Origin of the sequence: Mucilaginibacter sp. SJ (genome assembly GCF_028993635.1) — a bacterium.
Classification (GTDB): domain Bacteria; phylum Bacteroidota; class Bacteroidia; order Sphingobacteriales; family Sphingobacteriaceae; genus Mucilaginibacter.
Genome location: NZ_CP118631.1, coordinates 5,241,793 through 5,260,705, shown reverse-complemented (window position 1 = coordinate 5,260,705; position 18,913 = coordinate 5,241,793). Strand labels below are relative to the sequence as shown.

At 43.9% G+C, this 18,913-nt stretch carries 18 protein-coding genes; 12 read left to right on the top strand and 6 right to left on the bottom strand.

Going from position 1 to position 18,913, the window contains the following annotated elements; all coding sequences use genetic code 11:
• Nucleotides 1-154: 154 nt before the first annotated feature.
• From metK to MusilaSJ_RS21805, 6 genes are all read left to right on the top strand, one after another.
• On the top strand, nt 155-1,405 hold the full coding sequence (metK, locus tag MusilaSJ_RS21830) for a methionine adenosyltransferase (protein WP_188834572.1): 1,251 nt from the start codon (nt 155-157) through the stop codon (nt 1,403-1,405).
• Nucleotides 1,406-1,860: 455 nt separating this feature from the next.
• On the top strand, nt 1,861-2,394 hold the full coding sequence (locus MusilaSJ_RS21825; protein WP_274986917.1) for a hypothetical protein: 534 nt from the start codon (nt 1,861-1,863) through the stop codon (nt 2,392-2,394).
• 491 nt (nt 2,395-2,885) lie between these two features.
• A complete protein-coding gene (locus MusilaSJ_RS21820) occupies nt 2,886-3,962 on the top strand; it encodes an AAA family ATPase (RefSeq protein ID WP_274986916.1) in 1,077 nt (358 codons plus the stop codon).
• A 503-nt stretch (nt 3,963-4,465) separates the two neighbouring features.
• Nucleotides 4,466-5,464: an SDH family Clp fold serine proteinase gene (locus MusilaSJ_RS21815; protein WP_274986915.1), complete on the top strand. Its 999-nt coding sequence runs from the start codon at nt 4,466-4,468 to the stop codon at nt 5,462-5,464.
• A 590-nt stretch (nt 5,465-6,054) separates the two neighbouring features.
• Nucleotides 6,055-6,444: a hypothetical protein gene (locus MusilaSJ_RS21810; protein WP_274986914.1), complete on the top strand. Its 390-nt coding sequence runs from the start codon at nt 6,055-6,057 to the stop codon at nt 6,442-6,444.
• Between the two features lie 10 nt (nt 6,445-6,454).
• Nucleotides 6,455-7,429: a cytochrome-c peroxidase gene (locus MusilaSJ_RS21805; RefSeq protein ID WP_274986913.1), complete on the top strand. Its 975-nt coding sequence runs from the start codon at nt 6,455-6,457 to the stop codon at nt 7,427-7,429.
• Between the two features lie 442 nt (nt 7,430-7,871).
• Here the strand turns inward: MusilaSJ_RS21805 and MusilaSJ_RS21800 are convergent, their stop codons facing one another.
• Nucleotides 7,872-8,555, bottom strand: coding sequence for a hypothetical protein (locus tag MusilaSJ_RS21800; RefSeq protein WP_274986912.1), 684 nt, complete (start codon nt 8,553-8,555; stop codon nt 7,872-7,874).
• 143 nt (nt 8,556-8,698) lie between these two features.
• Between MusilaSJ_RS21800 and MusilaSJ_RS21795 the strand changes: the two genes are divergently transcribed.
• Complete coding sequence (locus MusilaSJ_RS21795; RefSeq protein ID WP_274986911.1) at nt 8,699-9,514, top strand: DUF5995 family protein; 816 nt, start codon at nt 8,699-8,701, stop codon at nt 9,512-9,514.
• Nucleotides 9,515-9,543: 29 nt separating this feature from the next.
• On the opposite strand, the gene MusilaSJ_RS21790 is transcribed toward MusilaSJ_RS21795, so the two are convergent.
• Nucleotides 9,544-9,981, bottom strand: coding sequence for a DUF4257 domain-containing protein (locus tag MusilaSJ_RS21790; protein ID WP_274986910.1), 438 nt, complete (start codon nt 9,979-9,981; stop codon nt 9,544-9,546).
• A gap of 404 nt (nt 9,982-10,385) precedes the next feature.
• Between MusilaSJ_RS21790 and MusilaSJ_RS21785 the strand changes: the two genes are divergently transcribed.
• The 4 genes from MusilaSJ_RS21785 to MusilaSJ_RS21770 all read left to right on the top strand — a co-directional run bounded on the left by MusilaSJ_RS21785 (nt 10,386) and on the right by MusilaSJ_RS21770 (nt 15,187).
• Nucleotides 10,386-11,342: a tRNA modification radical SAM protein MnmL/YtqA gene (locus tag MusilaSJ_RS21785; RefSeq protein ID WP_274986909.1), complete on the top strand. Its 957-nt coding sequence runs from the start codon at nt 10,386-10,388 to the stop codon at nt 11,340-11,342.
• A 392-nt stretch (nt 11,343-11,734) separates the two neighbouring features.
• A complete protein-coding gene (locus MusilaSJ_RS21780; protein WP_274986908.1) occupies nt 11,735-12,967 on the top strand; it encodes an acyltransferase family protein in 1,233 nt (410 codons plus the stop codon).
• A gap of 7 nt (nt 12,968-12,974) precedes the next feature.
• Nucleotides 12,975-14,318: an acetylxylan esterase gene (locus MusilaSJ_RS21775; protein ID WP_274986907.1), complete on the top strand. Its 1,344-nt coding sequence runs from the start codon at nt 12,975-12,977 to the stop codon at nt 14,316-14,318.
• 20 nt (nt 14,319-14,338) lie between these two features.
• Complete coding sequence (locus MusilaSJ_RS21770) at nt 14,339-15,187, top strand: hypothetical protein (protein WP_274986906.1); 849 nt, start codon at nt 14,339-14,341, stop codon at nt 15,185-15,187.
• Nucleotides 15,188-15,268: 81 nt separating this feature from the next.
• Here the strand turns inward: MusilaSJ_RS21770 and MusilaSJ_RS21765 are convergent, their stop codons facing one another.
• On the bottom strand, nt 15,269-15,829 hold the full coding sequence (locus MusilaSJ_RS21765; RefSeq protein WP_274986905.1) for a 5' nucleotidase, NT5C type: 561 nt from the start codon (nt 15,827-15,829) through the stop codon (nt 15,269-15,271).
• Between the two features lie 66 nt (nt 15,830-15,895).
• On the opposite strand from MusilaSJ_RS21765, the gene MusilaSJ_RS21760 reads away from it, so the two are divergent.
• Nucleotides 15,896-16,645 carry a DeoR/GlpR family DNA-binding transcription regulator gene (locus MusilaSJ_RS21760; protein ID WP_274986904.1) on the top strand — a complete coding sequence of 250 codons (750 nt, stop codon included), beginning with the start codon at nt 15,896-15,898 and terminating at the stop codon, nt 16,643-16,645.
• Between the two features lie 32 nt (nt 16,646-16,677).
• Here MusilaSJ_RS21760 and MusilaSJ_RS21755 read toward each other — a convergent pair whose 3' ends face one another.
• The 3 genes from MusilaSJ_RS21755 to MusilaSJ_RS21745 all read right to left on the bottom strand — a co-directional run bounded on the left by MusilaSJ_RS21755 (nt 16,678) and on the right by MusilaSJ_RS21745 (nt 18,698).
• Nucleotides 16,678-17,151, bottom strand: coding sequence for an SRPBCC family protein (locus tag MusilaSJ_RS21755; protein WP_274986903.1), 474 nt, complete (start codon nt 17,149-17,151; stop codon nt 16,678-16,680).
• A 177-nt stretch (nt 17,152-17,328) separates the two neighbouring features.
• Nucleotides 17,329-18,165 carry a sulfurtransferase gene (locus tag MusilaSJ_RS21750; RefSeq protein WP_274986902.1) on the bottom strand — a complete coding sequence of 279 codons (837 nt, stop codon included), beginning with the start codon at nt 18,163-18,165 and terminating at the stop codon, nt 17,329-17,331.
• A 59-nt stretch (nt 18,166-18,224) separates the two neighbouring features.
• The gene (locus MusilaSJ_RS21745) at nt 18,225-18,698 is read right to left on the bottom strand and encodes a ribonuclease H-like YkuK family protein (protein WP_090533971.1); all 474 of its coding nucleotides are present in this window, start codon (nt 18,696-18,698) and stop codon (nt 18,225-18,227) included.
• Between the last annotated feature and the right edge of the window lie 215 nt (nt 18,699-18,913).

Sequence of the window (18,913 nt, the reverse complement as noted above, 5' to 3'; positions counted from 1 at the left end):
TTTTACCGCCCGAATGTGGACTGATTTAATGCTCCCTTTTACACCGGAGCCGGATTGCAACCACGTAAAAAAGTGCTAAAACCATGCTTCTTTTTACCGCCCGATCCGTCTTAAAACCCTCCCAGTCGATTTTTACTTTACTTATTTAAATTTTATGTCATATTTATTTACTTCAGAGTCTGTATCAGAAGGTCACCCGGATAAAGTGGCCGATCAGATCTCGGACGCTCTGATTGATCATTTTTTAGCATTTGATGCCGAATCGAAAGTTGCCTGCGAAACGCTGGTAACCACAGGCCAGGTTTTTTTAGCCGGCGAAGTAAAATCAAAAGCCTATCTCGACGTACAAAAGATTGCCCGCGAGGTGATCAACAGGATCGGGTATACCAAAGGCGAATATATGTTTGACGGCAGTTCATGCGGTGTGCTATCGGCCATCCACGAACAATCGCCCGATATCAACCAGGGGGTCGACCGCACCGCCAAAGAAGAGCAGGGAGCCGGCGACCAGGGTATGATGTTTGGCTATGCCACTGTTGAAACTGACAACTACATGCCGCTTGCCCTTGATATAGCCCACGCTTTATTAATTGAGCTTGCAGCCATCCGCCGCGAAAACAATGAGATCAAATACCTTCGCCCGGATGCAAAATCGCAGGTTACGTTGGAGTACAGCGATGATAACAAGCCGCAGCGTATCGATGCCATTGTTATCTCAACCCAGCACGATGATTTTGACGACGAGCCAACCATGCTCGCCAAGATCAGCGCCGATATCATCAGCATCCTGATTCCGCGGGTTAAAGCCAAATACCCTAAATATGCCCACTTTTTTAACGACGATATTAAGTATCACATCAACCCAACCGGTAAATTTGTTATCGGCGGGCCGCATGGCGATACCGGCCTAACCGGTCGCAAAATTATTGTGGATACCTACGGTGGTAAAGGTGCACATGGTGGCGGCGCTTTTTCGGGTAAAGATCCTTCAAAGGTCGACCGCTCCGCCGCTTATGCTACCCGCCACATCGCTAAAAACCTGGTTGCCGCCGGTTTGTGCGATGAAGTGCTTGTGCAGGTATCATACGCTATAGGCGTAGCGCAGCCAATGGGTATTTACGTAAACACTTACGGCACCGCCAAGGTCGACCTGCATGACGGCGACATTGCCAAAAAGGTAGAAGGCATTTTTAACATGACCCCATACGCCATTGAAACCCGCTTTAAACTGCGTAACCCTATTTACAGCGAAACCGCGGCTTACGGCCACTTCGGCAGGCCTAATGAAATAGTTACCAAAACTTTTGTTGGCCACGACGGCAGCAAGCTGGAGCGCGAAGTTGAGCTGTTTACCTGGGAAAAGCTTGATCACGTTGACCAGGTTAAAGCAGCCTTCGGGTTGTAATTAATTACACCTATATAATATATGCAATAGCGACGGGCTTACCTGTCGCTATTGTTGTTTTGGGGGCCATCCCGTTTATAAGGCAGGAAAGTACTTTAGTAATAACAAAAATCATTGGCCCGCTCAGTTGCCGCAGGGGCTGTTACTTTACCTTAGATGCAAAGTAACCAAACATCAAGTCAGCAGGGAGGCTTTTTTGCCGCACGGGCCTTTACCCTGCAAACCAGCCAGAACCATGGGCTGCAATTATTTTGCCCTGCTTCGCTCCCTCCAGCCACTGCTTCTTCAAAAACTTGCTATGCCCTTCCGTACCCACAAACCCAGCATTGTTCTGCCCGGTTTCGCCCAAAGCTTTCCTGCTGACAAAAACAACACTATTTGAACCAAACTCCTCCTTTCCTAATTAAATTATAAATACATACATTTATCACCCAAAATCCCCGAGCCTGATTTAAATGCCTGCTAACACCCGAAACGCCATAACCGCCATCATAAACTTTGCTGCATCAGTCATGATAACCGCATGGTTCATTGAACAAAAGTTTGGCTATATGGTTACGCCCGAGGCCATATTGTTATCCAACGTTGTTGCATGCAGTAAATGGGTAGTCATGGTTATAGCGGCTATCATTCTGCTCGAAACCAACAAATGGGTCTTTATCAGGCGCATGAGCTTTGCCAGCCTGGCGGGCAGCTGCGCCATGTTTTCTGTGTATGTGTTCAGGTATATACCGGTGAGCAGCTGGCAGCAGTTTACCTATGCCACAGCTTTAGCGCTGCTGGTAATGACCATATTCTTTTTTAAAGCTGTTATAAATACCCGGCTATCGCTTAAATGGTTTGCGGCATGGGTGGTTTGCCTTGTTATAAGCGCGGTACTGCAAGTTAAAGTAGTGTTTAACCTGCACCCCGGAATTGTAACAAATGAGGTGTCCTTTTTTTTGATTCCCGAAAAAAAATTGACATTTCCTGATCCCTTCTTTTTTTAAAAAACCCGGGTGTCCCATTTTTTGAAAGCCGAAACGCGAAACAGGTATTTTCTGAAACACCTTAAAAATCAACAGTTTAGCTTTTTTGATGAAACATAGTTAAACATCTGATTATCAACAATTAAACCTTTTTACCTGTAAATTTAACCGCTCACTAAAGCAGCAGTTCAACCGCGTTTTTCACCTTGTATTTTTCATGTATTTTTTGCTGTTTTTTTGAAGTTTTTATTTGAACCCTCCATTTTACTGAAAGGTACTGACAAAACAGCGCCACCAATATTGCAAAAACCTGCAGCTAAATTTGGGCCTCACCCAACCCTCTCCAAAGGAGAGGGCTTATGAAAATTTCCCGGGGGTATTAAGTCAAGAGTACTAAGCCGGAAGCCATAAGTCGGGTTTTCTCCCGCTATAGCCGGGACTTCTGACTTACGACTTCTGACTTACGACTTAACCCTAACCACCAAGCATTAATTTATCAACGACATAACGCTATGATTGAAAAAAATGGACGACCACTCATTGTGGAAATGATCCGCGCCGATGTGCGCGAGGCGGCTCGAAGAGACGCTAAAAGAGGGATCCGCCCGAGGGTTTATGACCCTGATGCTATCCCTCCCGATGCTTTTATTATCCACCAGGCCAGTACATGGATGGCCATGGAACGCGAACGCCAAACGCCCCGGATGTTGTTTGGCGAGTTTTGGCTTGAGGGTGAGCTGTGTATCCTGTTTGCCGATACCAATATGGGCAAAAGTTTACTGGCCGTACAACTGGGCGACAGCATTACCCGCGGCAAAGCCATCACACCTTTTAAAATGGATGCCGAGCCCAGCCCGGTTCTCTACATTGATTTTGAACTAACCGGCAAACAATTTGAACAGCGCTATACCGACGGCAACGCCACCCACACCTTTCACGAAAATTTTTACCGCGGCGAGTTTAACCAGATGACCGGCCTGCCGCAAGATTTTAAAACTTTTGATGAGTTTATTACCCACGCGCTTAGTCGCGCTATTAAACGTACCGATGCCAGGGTGCTCATTATTGATAATATTACCTGCCTGCGCAACGGCACCGAACGCAGCAGCCAGGCGCTCTCGCTCATGAAACAGCTCAAACTGCTTAAAACCCGGCATGGCCTCAGCATCCTGGTGCTGGCCCACACGCCCAAGCGCAACCCTTCACTGCCCATTACCCGTAACGACCTTCAGGGCAGCAAAATGCTCATCAACTTTGCCGACAGCGCTTTCGCCATGGCCGAAAGCCAGACCCTGCCCGGTTACCGCTACCTTAAACAGGTAAAACAACGCAGCACCGCCGAAATGTACGGCAGCCATAACGTATGCCTCGGCCGGCTGGAAAGGCTAAACGGCTTTTTGCAGTTTGTATTTTCCCATACCGATAATGAGGTTAAACACCTGCGCCGCTACAGCCAGGTAGAACGGCAACGCCGCGCAGCCGATGTGCTCGCGCTTCATAAACAAGGCTTGAGCCAAAGGCAGATTGCCGGCAGGCTGGAAATGAGCTTATCGGCAGTGAACAGGGTATTGGGGGTTGTGGGGGGATAGGAATTTCTTATAATCTTTTAAAGTCACGAATACGCCGGCACTTTTCCTACGCTACAACGCGCCAGTGGGGTGTCCTCGCTTGTGAGCATCATCTCTTGACATCACGCAAGATTCTGCTTTACTTTATAGTTTACTTATCTAACCATAACACAGATCACAAGCGGGAATAACATGCATAATTTCTTTAAATGAAATTATACATACAACCCATAGTTAATTAAATAAAAAAGCTAAATTGCTTTGCATATATCAATAAATTCATAATATTGCAAAACAATTAACAATTAAAACGCTTATAACCTTACCTTTGCACTCCTCAATTTTAGCAAACATGGCAACTGAAATAACAGAATTATTTATTGCTCAATCAGATTCAGTAATAAATGACAACACAAAGGCAGCTTTGAGTTATTATGATAGAGCCAGTAATATAATCAAACGAACCCATGTCGCAATGGGGAGGTCTATAAAGCAGCAAACAACTTCTATAGCCTCAACCATTAATGGACACGTCATCACAAACAACAACGCCCGTACGCACTAAAATCCTTACTAAACTCGACTGGTCAAACTACATTTCATCTGGGCCAAAAACAGGAGGTGACTTACTCACTCTTAGAAAGCAATGTTATTCTGACATTGAAGCTTTAAGAGCGCGTCCCCTTATAGTTTACGCAAGTAATTTTACTTCCGCATTTGCTCAATATGCAGGTAACAGTAATTCTATATTGCTTGACGACGTAGAAGGCTTTACCGATATCATCAGCAATATAGCCGCCAATGTCAAAGAGATTGATGTTTTGATACATAGTCCAGGAGGTAGTCCAGATGCAACCGAAAGAATAGTATCCGTACTGAGAAACCGGTTCAATAAAGTTCATTTTTTAGTGCCACATTCTGCTTATTCAGCAGCAACTATGCTTGCTTTATCAGGCGACACGATAACGCTCCATCCAAGTGCAACCCTTGGCCCGATCGATCCTCAGTTAAACGGCATACCTGCGAGATCTATAATTAGAGGATTTGAAAACGTAAAAGAGGCAATAAAAAACGAGGGACCAGAAGCGTTACCTGCTTATATTCCATTAATTGAAAAATATACATTGGCGCAACTTGAACAATGCAATGATGCAGCAGCTTTGTCAAAAGAGCTCGTACAAACTTGGTTAGCTCAATATATGTTTGAAGGTAGTGGTGATAACAAGATTATTGAGCAGGCCGTTATATATTTTTCGAATTACGATGAGCACAAAATACATTCGAGGCCTTTATTATTTGAGAAAATAAATGGGTTTAATCTTAAAATTGAACAGAGCAAGGGTGAATTGAGTGATTTGTTATGGGAATCATACATACTTGTTAATGGTTTTTTTGATGCTATGACCTTCAGTAAACTGTATGAAAATAATTATGGGCTATCTTTTGGGCGGCAAATGAACATCCCGCAACAACAGTTAGTACAACCAGCACAGCCTGCTGCACCTCAAGCGGATGCTTATTAAATAATGATCCTTCGCCGGCGCACGTGTACATCGTAAACAGCCAGGTAGAACGCAACTATCTTCGCGCGGGTATGCAGCGTTGGGTTGAGATGTGGGGTACCCGTGACTCTTCTACTAATTGATGATGCATTAGCAAAAGTCACCAGTACACCAACGCTTTGTGCGAGTTGCGGTAGAAGCCGGCTTTGTTACCGAACCTTCATATTGGCAATTCAAGTGCGATAGACCATGCAGGCGGTAAAGGTTTAATTAATATTGAGTTTTTATAAAATAATAGTAAGGTATACGCGACACGCGTGCACCAGCGTTCAAACTGCGGTTGGTCAATTGGGCAAATTGCTCCAGCTTTAAATTATAACGGTAATTGTCTGTCATTACCCTTTCCAGGCCCCCGCTACCGCAAGCAGATTTTGATGCTTAACATGTTTACCACAAGCTCTGGAGGTAGCAAAGGTATTTATCCACTTCAAACAAAGAATCTATCGACTGTCCCGGCACATGCAACAAATACGAACGTATTTGCAACATACGCTAAAGGCCGACTGATTAAAATATCTTTTTTTTGAACTTCCTTAACCATAAGCATCGGTATGAAAAAACTTTATCAATTCAGCATTATTATGCTCATGTTATTTATGGCATTGTCTTTTACTTATGACAATAATCTGCTTGTCGGCAAATGGGAATATTCCAGTACGCAGCCCGGAGGCCCGTTTAAGTTGCTGGCTATATTCAGGGCCAACGGTACGTTTGACGGGTTTATTAATAAAAAAGAATTCGTGAGCGGTACCTATCATATGAAGCAGGACACGCTTTACATTTCCGACCCTACTTGCAATGCGCAGTATGAAGGAATTTATAAAGTTGAATTCTTCGGTCGGCGCGATTCGCTGAAGTTTCATGTAATACAGGATACTTGTAAAGGCCGCAGAGCAGGCACGAATGGCTTCTTATTTAAAAATGCAGGCACTGTTAAATAAGCATTTAAAAATGAAAAAGTTTGGTACCACTTTATGTATGCTCAGTGTTATCATGATCCTTTCGCAAAGTGCTTTCAAAAACCCCGAACCACTAACCGCTGCTTTATTAGGCCGGAAATTATTTTTTGACCCGATATTATCGCGCACCAAAAAGATCAGCTGCGCATCCTGCCATAAAGAGAACTTTGCTTTTGCCGATACCTCTGCCGTAAGTTTAGGGGTACAGCAGCGAAAGGGTGTGCGTAATACGCCCTCTGCAATGAACATGAGCCTGCAGGTAGCCTTTTTTTGGGACGGGCGCGCAAGTACGCTGGAGCAACAAGCCTTGATCCCATTGCAAAACCCTATTGAAATGGATTTACCGGTAGCCCTGGTCGTATGGCGGCTTGGGCATAACACTTACTATAAGGCTGCGTTTTCCGCGGTTTTCCACGAAGCCCCGAACGCGGCGAACCTGGCCAAAGCGTTAGCGGAGTTCGAGCGGACCCTTGAAACCGGTGATTCTCCGTTTGATGACTGGCGACTGAATGATAATGAAGCAGCAGTGAGCGAATCGGCTAAAAGGGGATTTGCGATTTTTAATTCTAAGGGGCGTTGCATACAGTGCCATTTTGGCCCCGACTTCAATGATGTGGAGTTCCGTTCCATTGGTCTTTATGATGGCAAAATATTAAGGGACAGCGGCCGTGCCTGTGTCACGAAAAAGGAAAGCGACCTGGGCAGGTTCAAAATCGGGGCATTACGTAACATTGCCATTACCGCCCCATATATGCATAACGGCATGTTCAGGACTTTGCGCCAGGTCATTGACTATTATAATGATCCGGATAAAATAGTTCCCCAATCCATTAATCGCGACACGCTGCTCAATACACCTATGGGCCTGACCGAACAGGAAAAAACCGACCTCGAAAGTTTCCTGGTATCTTTAACAGATAAAAGATTTGCGGGGAAATTGAAGAAACTGCGGCCATCAACATTTTAATATCAGATATCTTATGGAAACGTCATTTTTATTAAAAGCACTCCGGATTTGTATTGGTAGCGAAAGAAGCCCTCAACAAAAAAGGCTAATCATTTCTGATCAGCCTTTTCACATAATTACCCGTTTAACTTATTATTTTTAACATTCATTTTCCTTTGTACTGTGCGCAACAACAAAACCACATAGTGCACTTGCGCTTAATGCCAATAATAACGTAATCATAGTGTTTAATTTTAGGTGAATAATTAATTAATACTATAATTAGTACGTATAAAACTGGCTATGGTTTTATTAAAAAGCTTGTTTTTAGTACATTCAAAGCACTTTTACAAATCTCGTCGCTTCAAGGGATAAACATTATTAATTTATTATTATTACCAGCAAATTTTCGCCACAATTAAAAACATATTTCACTATCAATACACTATTTAGCCGTTAATTGTTATTCATCAACATTTTTTGCCTCTCCCTTCTTCTTGTTTTTCTCTTCACTTTTCTTCTCTGCCTCCTCTTTAGCTATTTGGGCGTTTCGTTCAAAATAATATTCGTCAAGAATGTCCTCCATATCGCCTTTGCGGTAATCTTTGTTCTTGATTTTTTCCACCAGTCTCGGCTTATCGCTCACTATATCGCTCATAACTGCAATAAAATGTTGGCGGTCGAGCTCAGTAACGTTGTCGGGATCCGGGCCATAGTAATAAGTTCTGTCAAGATTAGAGTAAAACATGGTGGCTCCGCTACCAAAGCCTCCCACAGCAGTTTGATTATAACGCAGGCGTACATATAGTTTGGTTGGCCTATCAATAAGCACCAGCAAAATAGGAAAAAGCTCAAGGTCTTTATTATGCGATACTACGAAGCTATCTATCCCTATTACAAAAGCCCGAAACTGCGCAGTTTTAATCTTTTGTTTATCGCCATCAACAGTAACACGATACAGAAAATCATCACCTACGCCTTTGAAAAGACTACGATTAGGGACATTCCATCTAATAAAGCCGGTTATTTTGTTGTTTTGTAGGTCGTAATAGCTTCCGGGGTTCCATCGGCTAAGTACGTTTTTTTGCTGGGCACCTGCATCCATAAAGGCAGCACACAGTAACAGGAGGGTAAAAAATTTGCGCATAAAGCTCAGGTGTTGTTTAGTATACAATGCTGTGAAAATACACAAATTACCCAATAGCACCCAAGACCGATACTACCTGATTTTTCGACCAACAAAAATCATATCTTTAAAATAATTAATTCACCTGAACTTATCTGCCTGCTATGGAACCTATTGCACCAGCCCAAACTATTAACCAGATTATTGAACAGTTAGAGGCTATTATTGCCGACGCTATAAAAACCGACAGCCGGGCGGGGTATTTCGCGGCCCTGTACCATAAGGTTACCTGCAAGGTAAAGGAAGGCATCCAAAACGGTGAGTTTGAAAACCCTGCCCGCATGGAACAGCTGGACGTGATCTTCGCCAACAGGTACATCGCGGCCTATCGTTGCTGGCAGCAAAAGCAGCCCTGCTCCAATTGCTGGCGGTTGGCGTTCGGCATTTTTGATAAATCGTCGAAATTGGTATTACAGCACCTGCTCATCGGCATGAACGCGCATATCAACCTTGATTTGGGTGTTGCTGTTGTTGAAGTGGCGCGCAACCTTAACCAACCGCTAACCGAGGTCCATAATGATTTTAATTCCATCAATACTATACTTTCGGCACTTACTTACGAGGTGATCAGCGAGCTGAACCGGATCTCGCCGCTGCTGTCACTGGCGGGCCTGCATGCGCAAAATAATTCCATCCTCATCCAGTTTGCCCTTAGCAACGCCCGCGATGGCGCCTGGTGCTTTGCCGAAGATCTGTTTACCCGTAACGGGGATGCTTATCCTAAGCAGATTGCCAGCAGGGATAGTGATATCAATAAACTGGGACTTGGCATTGTTAACCCGGTTGGGATGCTGCGTATTACCGTATGGATCATTCACCTGTTTGAAAAACGGGACCCATCCAAAATAACTGAGATTTTGAGCACTTATAAAAAGACTTATTTGAAGGTGAACCAATATCCTGCCGATGCGCCGAAATAGACCACATAACTCACGATTTGCGTGATGCTTCAGGCCTGTTGTATCTCCTCGAGAATTTTCCGCGGCGATTGTGTTATAATTTTATCGCATTTATCGGGGCTTATCTCTTTTTTAGCTGCTTCCTTTACGCTTTCCTTCAATAACCGTTTATCAACTTCGTTTGTGAGCCATTTGGCACCGGCGACGCCTACTAAAAAAGCACCGGCAAGTGCCGAAAAAGTCAAACTGATATCCTGACGCACCGTGGCTGTTGTTTTCGCCAGCTCTATGGAAGCTCCGGATCCGTAAAACGACCATGAACTGAATGCGGATGTGGCTCCGATCAAAATATTTGAAAGAAAACCCGGGCAAAGTATTCCATTTTTGAGTTTAGGAACAATAAACTTGTTATCTGTTAGCAGTGCATTAACTACTCCTCCAACCATCCCGGCCAAAGAAATTAAAAGTGCGCAAATCCAAGGGTTCATATCTTTAGTTGTTTTATTGATTGCTATTAATTATCAGAATCTTAGTAATAGGTGCGCTTTGCAATAACCTATAATGATTATAGCCAACCCACCATTGCCTATACTTCCAAGCAATTTACCAACCCTACATAATATACTTGAAATTAATAGTTACAACTCATAACGCAACCAGTAAAAACACGGTATTTTTACCCGTTAATTTCCCCTTTTTGCAAACTCATACATATACATGTATGTGAGAGCCCTCATATACTTAGTAGCCTGCTACGATCATGATTATATGTTAGCGACGAAAAACACACTCCACTACTGTCACCAACCATTAGCTCGGCCAAATTCACTATCTTTGCCGCTCAACCGGTGATAATCACAACAATCCGTGAAATCATCAAAAGGAAAGTAAAGTGGAACAGCAAACAATAACAACCTGGGAAAAAGGCTACAATAATTACGGGCCATGGCTTAAGGAAAAATACAAAGGCCATCGCGTGTTTAAAGTAATTGTTGATGGTGGTTTTACCTGCCCTAACCGCGATGGCTCAAAAGGCTACGGCGGCTGTACTTATTGTAATGTTGATTCTTTTACCCCTTCGGTTAGCCGCAACGCCCCTACTGTAAGGCAGCAGGTTGAAGAAGGTATGGAACGTGCCCGTAAAGGCAACAAGGCCGATAAGTTTATTATTTACTTTCAGCCCAATACCAATACCTACGCGCCGGCGCATTACCTCAAAATGCTGTATGATGAGGCCCTGAGCTATGGCACTGAAGATATTGTAGGCCTCTCGGTAGGTACCCGGCCCGATTGTATCGACGCTGAAAAGATTGCTTTATTAGAAAGCTATACCGACCGTTTTGATGTTGATTTGGAAATGGGAATGGAAAGTATCTATAACGAAACCCTAAACCAGATCAACCGGGGCTGCAGCCATGAAGAACTAATAAAAGCCCTGAGTTTGGTCGAAAATTCAAAACTGGATATTTGCGTACATACTATTTTCGGTTTCCCATGGGAAACTAAAGAAATGATGCTGAAATATGCCGACGAGATCAACCGCTTTAAACAGATCAAGTTTGTAAAATTCCACCATCTGCATATTGTTGAAGGCTCGGTAATGGGCGTAAAATACAAACGCGAACCATTTCACCTGTTTGGCATTGATGAATATGCCGATTTTCTGTGCGAGTTACTGCCCCTCGTTCGCCCGGATATCGTGATCCAGCGCCTCTTCGGCCTCAGCGACCGCGAACTGCTCATCGCCCCCAACTGGGGATTGAAAAAATCAGAGATCCAGTATTACATTGATCAAAGGATTTTGAGCAAGGGCGTGGTGCAGGGAAGTGATCTGAACCTTGATTTATAGGATTTGCCGGATTACTCGAATTTGCAGGTAAAATCTTCCGCCGTTTCTCTGCCGTTGTTGGTGTTGTCACCAACAACATTTACCCTCGGCTATCAATGGTAAAGCAATTAAGAATATGATGTATTGAACAAATAGAAGTTGTTGGTGACAACACCAACAACGGCGAGAGATTACTCGGATTTGCAGGTAAAATCCATCAATCCGGCCAATCCCCCCAAATCCCGGTTCAGGTTTAACGAATAAGCAAATCAATACTCTTCTCCCTGCAACTAAAAGCTGCCACTGCAACTTAAAATATCACACTTGTTAGCCGTTACTTCCTAAACATTGGTATCCCTTTTGCAAACATTTACGTATAATTAAATTGATCTGAAAGTTAAAATACGTCCATTTTGTCACAACGAGCACAATCCAATTATATCCCGGCATTAACTGGTGTAAGGGCCATGGCGGCCTACCTGGTTTTCATTTCGCATTTTGCCTATGTGTTTGATGAGAAATTTCCCCACTCTGTGCAACGTTTCTTTAACGAGTTCCATATCGGGGTTACCATTTTCTTTGTGCTTTCGGGCTTTTTGATCGCATTTCGTTATTTTGATAGTTTTAAATTAACAAAAGCCTGGTTTCTGCAATACCTTAAAAACCGGGTTGCACGCATCTATCCCATGTATGCATTGCTTACCATTGGGGCGTTCATAGCTTATCATTTTACGCAAAGTCCAACAGTAACGGCAGGGCAAAACCCGGTGGTTATGTTTTTCATGAACATTGTCTTTGTGCGCGGCTTTTTTGATCAGTTTAAGTTTACGGGCATTGCACAGGGCTGGTCGCTCACGGTTGAAGAATGTTTTTACTTTTCGGCGCCATTTATTTTCCTTGTCGCCACTAAATACAAAAAGTTTTATATCCAGCCTATTGCGGTTACAGGTTTAGGGGCTTTGCTGGTATTCATCTTTAGTCATGTAAACTGGTTCGGTTTCTTCGGCAACTTTACGTTCATGATGCTGTACACCTTTTTAGGCCGATGTTTTGAGTTTTATGCGGGCATTCAGCTGGCGCTCATAGTACGCAAACAAAAACTGGATGGCACAAGCAAAAAGAAGTTCACTTACCTGGGCTTTTTCCTGGTCTTTTTTTGCGTGTGGATCATGTCTACGTTAACTATCCCGAAAGGATATGAGGCCGGTTTGCATAATCCCTGGGGTATTGTAACCAATAACTATCTGCTGGCTACCTCGATTGCCATTTTCTTTTATGGCCTGCTCACCGAAACTACCCTCCTTAAAAAGTTTTTAGCACACCCCTTTATTGAACTGCTGGGCAAAAGCTCCTACATATTTTACCTGATCCACTTAGGCTTTATGTACAATTTTATCCATCAGGGCATGAACAGTCTTAACGATTATGTTTTTGAGCTTTATGATAAATGGGGTGTTGACTGGCATTCGCCTTTTGAGTATGATAGCTTAAACCTTTTGTATGCCTTTATCGTTTTAAATGTCGTTTCCATAACGTTGTTTAAATTAATTGAAGAACCACTTAATCATTATATCCGTAAGTCTGATTTCCTGATTAAAAACAAAGCACGTAATCCCGAAAATGAATCAGCTAAGATTAAAGCCTAATTACAACATGTTAAAAAACGCTAACAAATTACTGATTATTGCTTTCGCTTTACTGACCTGGTGTGCCGCCCTACCGGCCATGGCCCAGGAAACTGAAAAAGATCCGGCGGAGAATACCGGCAAAAGCGGTGGTGATGATGAAGTATCAACGGTATTAACTATCAATAATAAGGATGGTATATTCAGTTCAACAGCCTCGTTCAGCTTTGAAATTAAAAACACTTATGATACTAACCAGGAAGGCAGCATATCATACAATATCACTACCGAAAATGGGCAAATTGTTAAAACCCTGTCAAAGCCGGTAAACCTGGGCAAAAAAAGCACTTCCAAATATGATTTTGAGGTACCCAACCTAAAAACAGGTTTTTACAAGGTTAACATGATGATCAATGTAAGCGATTATGACGATACCACCCGTCGCGCTTTTGGGATCAGGCCGGAGGAAATCCGGTCGCAATATGCCAGGCCGGCCGACTTTGACCAGTTTTGGCAAACCGCCAAAGATGAGCTGGCCAAAGTGAAACCCAATTACAAAATCACCGAAGTGCCATCCATGAACACCGAAAACCGCAAGGTTTACGAAATAGAAATGAAATCGCTGGATAACCTTACCATCCGCGGTTACATGACGGTGCCCATCAGCAAAAATAAAAACAAGAAGTTTTCGGTATTGCTTGGCTTACCCGGCTACCAGGTAAAGCTATACCCCATAGTAGGCCTCGATCCCGACCTGGTAATCATCACGCTTAATACCCGTGGGCAAGGTACCAGCCGCGATGTGATCCATACCGAGCGCGATGCCTTTATCTCCTATCATATTGAGGATAAAAACAAGTATGTAATGCGCGGCGTGATTATGGATTGCGTACGCGCGGTTGATTTTATTTATGCGCAGCCTAATTTAAGGCACGATCAGATCCTGGCTACCGGCGGCAGTATGGGTGGTTACTTATCCCTGGCGCTTGCCGGCCTTGATCATAGGGTTACACTTTGCTCGGCACAAAACCCTATCATGAGCGATATCCGGAACCTGGTTGGCACCGTTGAATGGCCCATTAACGACATTAAAAAATATGTTTTAAGCAAGCCCGGCGTAACGTTTAACCAGGTACTCAACAACCTTGATTATTACGACACCAAAAACTTTGTAACAACCATAAAATGTCCTACTATTTTGGGCTTAGGCCTTTTGGACCCATATGTACCACCAGGCAATGGCTACGCGGTGTTCAATTCGATGCATGGCGATAAGCACTTAATGGTATTTAAAAACCTTGGGCACGAGGTGAGCCAGGTATACAAGGATTATGAGGGCCGTTGGACGCGCGACACCTTTGGTTTATTTTAAAACGATTAAAATCTGCACACATGACCTTGAAAAATACTGTATCAAAATATTTGCTTGGGGGGATGGTAGTATTTGCCTTAGCCACAGGTAAAAGTTATGCCGGAGGTTTCCCGGTAAGGCCGGGCAGGATCTCGCTGTCGCCATCGGCAACTTACTTTTTTGCCAATAAAGCCTGGGATGCCGATAGCCATAAAGGAGCATTTGCCAATAACGGCAAGTTCAGTTCATGGAACTATTCCTTATATTCAGAAGTTGGTTTAAGTCGCAGGTTTACCCTGTCGGTGCTGGCACCGTATGTGATGAACACCTTTAGTACAGATCTGGGCACCAGCAAAAGCTCAGGTTTCCAGGACCTGGAAGTGGGGATCAGGTATTACCTGGCCAATATCAATTATAAATATTATTTCAGCCTACAGGGCACAGCTATTGTACCTATGTACACCAACACAGCGCTGGGCTACAACCAAAAAGGGGCCGAACTTAAACTGGCCTTTGCAGGCAGCGGGCATTTATTCGGCAAAAACTCATTCTTTATCCTTGAAAACGGTGTACGCGAATACTTTGGCTATGAAAGTGTTTTCCAGGACAGGTACAATGCTACCTACGGCCTAACGCTTGATAAAAAGTTCAAAGAACAGATCTCATTAAGCGTAGGGGGCTTCTATGCTACCAGTATCAACAAGGATTTTAACGTAAACCCAAGCGCCAGTAAAAACTTCGCCTTTAACCAGGTATCGTTAAGTTATGGCCATGCGTTCGCTAAAAGTCTGTCGCTGTTTTTAACAGGAGGTACCTTTGTTACCGGGCGCAATACCGGTGCAGGCACCAGTGTTTCGGCATCACTTAATTACCGGATAGATACGAAATAGCTTTTAAATAAAAGCTGAAAGCAGAAGGCATAAAGCCGAAAGCACTTGATTCGTAGTTATTAAAAACTTCTGTAGATTATGCTATGCTAAATCTGCAGAAGTTTTTTCCATTTCAAACAGGTTCAACACCTCATCCCAATTGTGAACCCGCACATGCTGGTGCTCATGTTTGTTGTGATGCGCGTTAAACATGATGGCTTTGCCGCTGCAATAGTCGAGGTTTTTACAATGGTCATCTATCATGTAATCGGTATGGATGATACTTTTATCGCCACACAGCACAATATTGCGCCAGCTAATAAAAGGGAAATGCTCCTGAAGCCATTCCAACTTCTCAAATAACGACAACGGAAATTCGGTAGCTGCCGATACGATGTATACCTCGTAATCTTCCATCAGCTTTTTAACAGCCTCAATAGCGCCGGGCATAAGCGGTAACGTGCGGAAAAAACCGGGTAAATTGAGTGAAGCCTTTGTTACGGCATCTAAGGGGAAAGCTTCCGCATGGGATAAGCCATCAATAGCTTCGAGGGTTGTAGTGATGCCATACAACTGTTCATAATATTTGATCAGCTGTGGTTCAACATCGGCAATAACGCCGTCCATGTCAATGGCGATAGTTTTCTTTGCTTGCGTTTTCATGCAACAAAGCAAAACAATATTGCAATATTTTGCAAATTAATTGTAACTTTGCATTATATTGCAATCATGGTAAGAGAAGAAAGACTCCAGATCATATTAGATCACGTATCAAAAGATAACAAGGTTATGCTTACCGAACTGAGCGAAAAACTCAATGTTTCAGAAGATACCGTACGCCGCGACATTAAAGTGCTGGCCGATCAAAAGTTGTTAACAGCAGTAAGGGGCGGCGCGGTTGCCCACTCTCCCATTCCGCACCATTACCGCGCGAGGGAAAAGCATGATGTTGCATCAAAAAAGGTGATCGCATCTAAAGTATTAAGCTTTTTAAAAGACGGACAGGTTGTACTTTTTGATGGCGGTACATCAACCTTAGCTGTGGCCCAAAGTCTGCCGGATGACTTGAGGATCACCATAGTTACCAACAGCTTTCCGGTTGCAAGCGCGCTTGAAGATCATCCAACGGTTGAGGTGATATTTGCCGGTGGGCGTCTGTATAAATCGTCCTTTACTACCATCGGCCACGAAACCATCAACGCATTCAGAAACATCCGGGCCGATCTTTGCATTTTCGGGATCTGCAGTGTACATCCAACTATCGGTATCACTACCAGGGATTATGAAGAAGCCGAGATCAAGAAAACGATGATCGAAGTTTCAAAAGAAACCATCGCCCTATCCACCTTAGAAAAAATAAATAAAGCCGATTCTTATTACATAGGTCCGGTAACAGAACTGGACACCATCATTACCGATGTATCTCCCGACAATGAAGAACTTTCGGCATACAGGGAAGCAGGCATTAATATCTTTTAATATAACACTACCGCTGGCTTTCAACCCGTGGTTTAATACTTGTACTTCCCAAACAGATCCTCTATCGCCCTGGTACGGTAATCAAAGATCTGTCCTACCTTGCCTTTAACAAAAACAGTGTTCGCCAGCCTGCCAATCGCACCATAAGGGATAGCATAATGCAGCAGGTCAGTCATATGTACACCGCCTTCAATTTCTTTAAAATGATGCTGATGATGCCATAGCGCGTAAGGGCCAAAACGCTGCTCATCAACAAAATACTTTTTGTCATCAACATGGGTGATCTCTGTCATCCAGTTCATTTTGATGCCTGGCAACGGTGATATTTTGTAGGTGATGATCATACCGGCATACATTTTGGTTGTTTCGGTATAATCAGACGTTACCACAAAACGCATATCATTCGGGGTGATCCTGGCCAGGTTTAAGGGCGACGAGAAAAAATCCCAGGCCTTGTTAAGAGTGATGGGGATAGACTGTTCTCTTTTTAAAATGTATGTTTTCACTATGGGGTAACAAGGGTGGATGGGTAAGTGTTTTGATGGGCTCGTCCCACACGCCACCGCCCGGCTCCAGCCGGGTGGTAACTATCAAGCGGCCTCCCGGCCGCCGGCATACGCAGGCCAGAGGCCTGGGGATAATTGCCACTCGGCTGGAGCCGAGCGGCGGCAGAATAGGTTATCCTACCTTTCTTCCTTTCCTATCGGCAAATCCCTTCTTGACCATTCGCTCCATGAACCAACATAAAGCTTCGGGCCGCTGATGCCCGCGTAATCCATGCCCAGCAGGGTATGACAGGCTGTAACACCCGATCCGCAGTGAACTATTACTTCGCTGTGTGCTACATCGCCAATTGCGGCATCGTAAGCCTTGCGCAGCTCATCAGCGGGTAAATACTTACCGTCGGCGCCGAGGTTGTTGATATAAGGCAGATTTAAAGCACCGGGGATATGGCCGGCTATCAAATCCAAAGGTTCTGTTTGGCCCAAATAACGTGGCGTTTCGCGCACATCAATAACCAGCCTTGAAGGATCCTGTGCAGCTTCTCCAGCCTCCGCTATCTCAACAGTATTTGCATATTCGTGTGTTACCGGATACGGATCAACCGCTGTTGGCGTATAAGTTTCTGTGCTCAATGTTATACCTGCATCTTTAGCAGCCTGTAAGCCGCCATTTAGTACCTGTACGTTTTCATGACCAATTGCCCTCAGCATCCACCACAAACGCGATGCGCTGAACGCGCCAGATTTGTCGTCATAAACCACTATATGGCTCTTAGGTGTAATGCCCCAGTTGCCCAGCAATACAGCAAACTCCTGTATATTAGGCAACGGATGCCTGCCGCCAAAGGCAGGGTCATCGGGCTTAGTGGTAAGGTGCTGATCGAGGTCGGCATAGATGGCGTGGTTTAAATGGCCTGCCAGGTAACGCTGGTAAGAGTCCTGCCCTCCGCGGGCATCAATAAGAATAGTATCCTGTGCGGCTAAAGCCGGGTCGTTGATTTCAATAAGTGGCGACATAGGTATATCTGATATGTTTTAATATCAAATATAGATACACGCTTTGGGTTTCGGCAAATTTACTGCACTATTTTATTGGCGCAGTATGAGCTTGCAAAAGCCTCGGGCTTGGCCTTAAACACAAAACCCATGCTCAGGATGTAACCCATAGCCTCGTGCAGGGCCGCGTTACTTTTAAACATCGGGTTGGTGTTAATGTCGGCATGTACCTCAAGCTCCACATCATACAGGTCGAGCAAATCACAAAGCTTGTAAGCAATGTCGATAGACTTCTGCACTTCGCTCAGCATCCTTTCTTTAATGCTCATTTTTTGCGAAGTACGTTCCTGGTGTATGAACATAAAAGCGCCGCGTTTTTCGCGCAGAAACACGATCACCGTTGCAAAATCCGTTACGGATCCTTTAACTTGCGAGTCGGTGCCGATACATACTTTTAGCTTGTTACCGAGGAGGGCTTCGCGTTCAATTGCCTTTTCAACCTCTTCCATAATGGGCGATTGGATTACTTCGCCGCTGAATTTTCTCCAGGTCATAAAAATTATTTTAGGTAAATTTTAGGCGACCTCTTTTATGGGTCTATAAAAATAAGCGATAACGTTTCATATTAACGTAAATAACGTGTGATTTATTTGTTAACATTTACCTGATTATTAACAGGTTGATTGCATTTCGAATATCGGATTTGGGATTTCGAAATTAAAGAGGAAGGAGTTTTTTTACTGGTCGAAGTTTAGCGTCAGCGTAACTT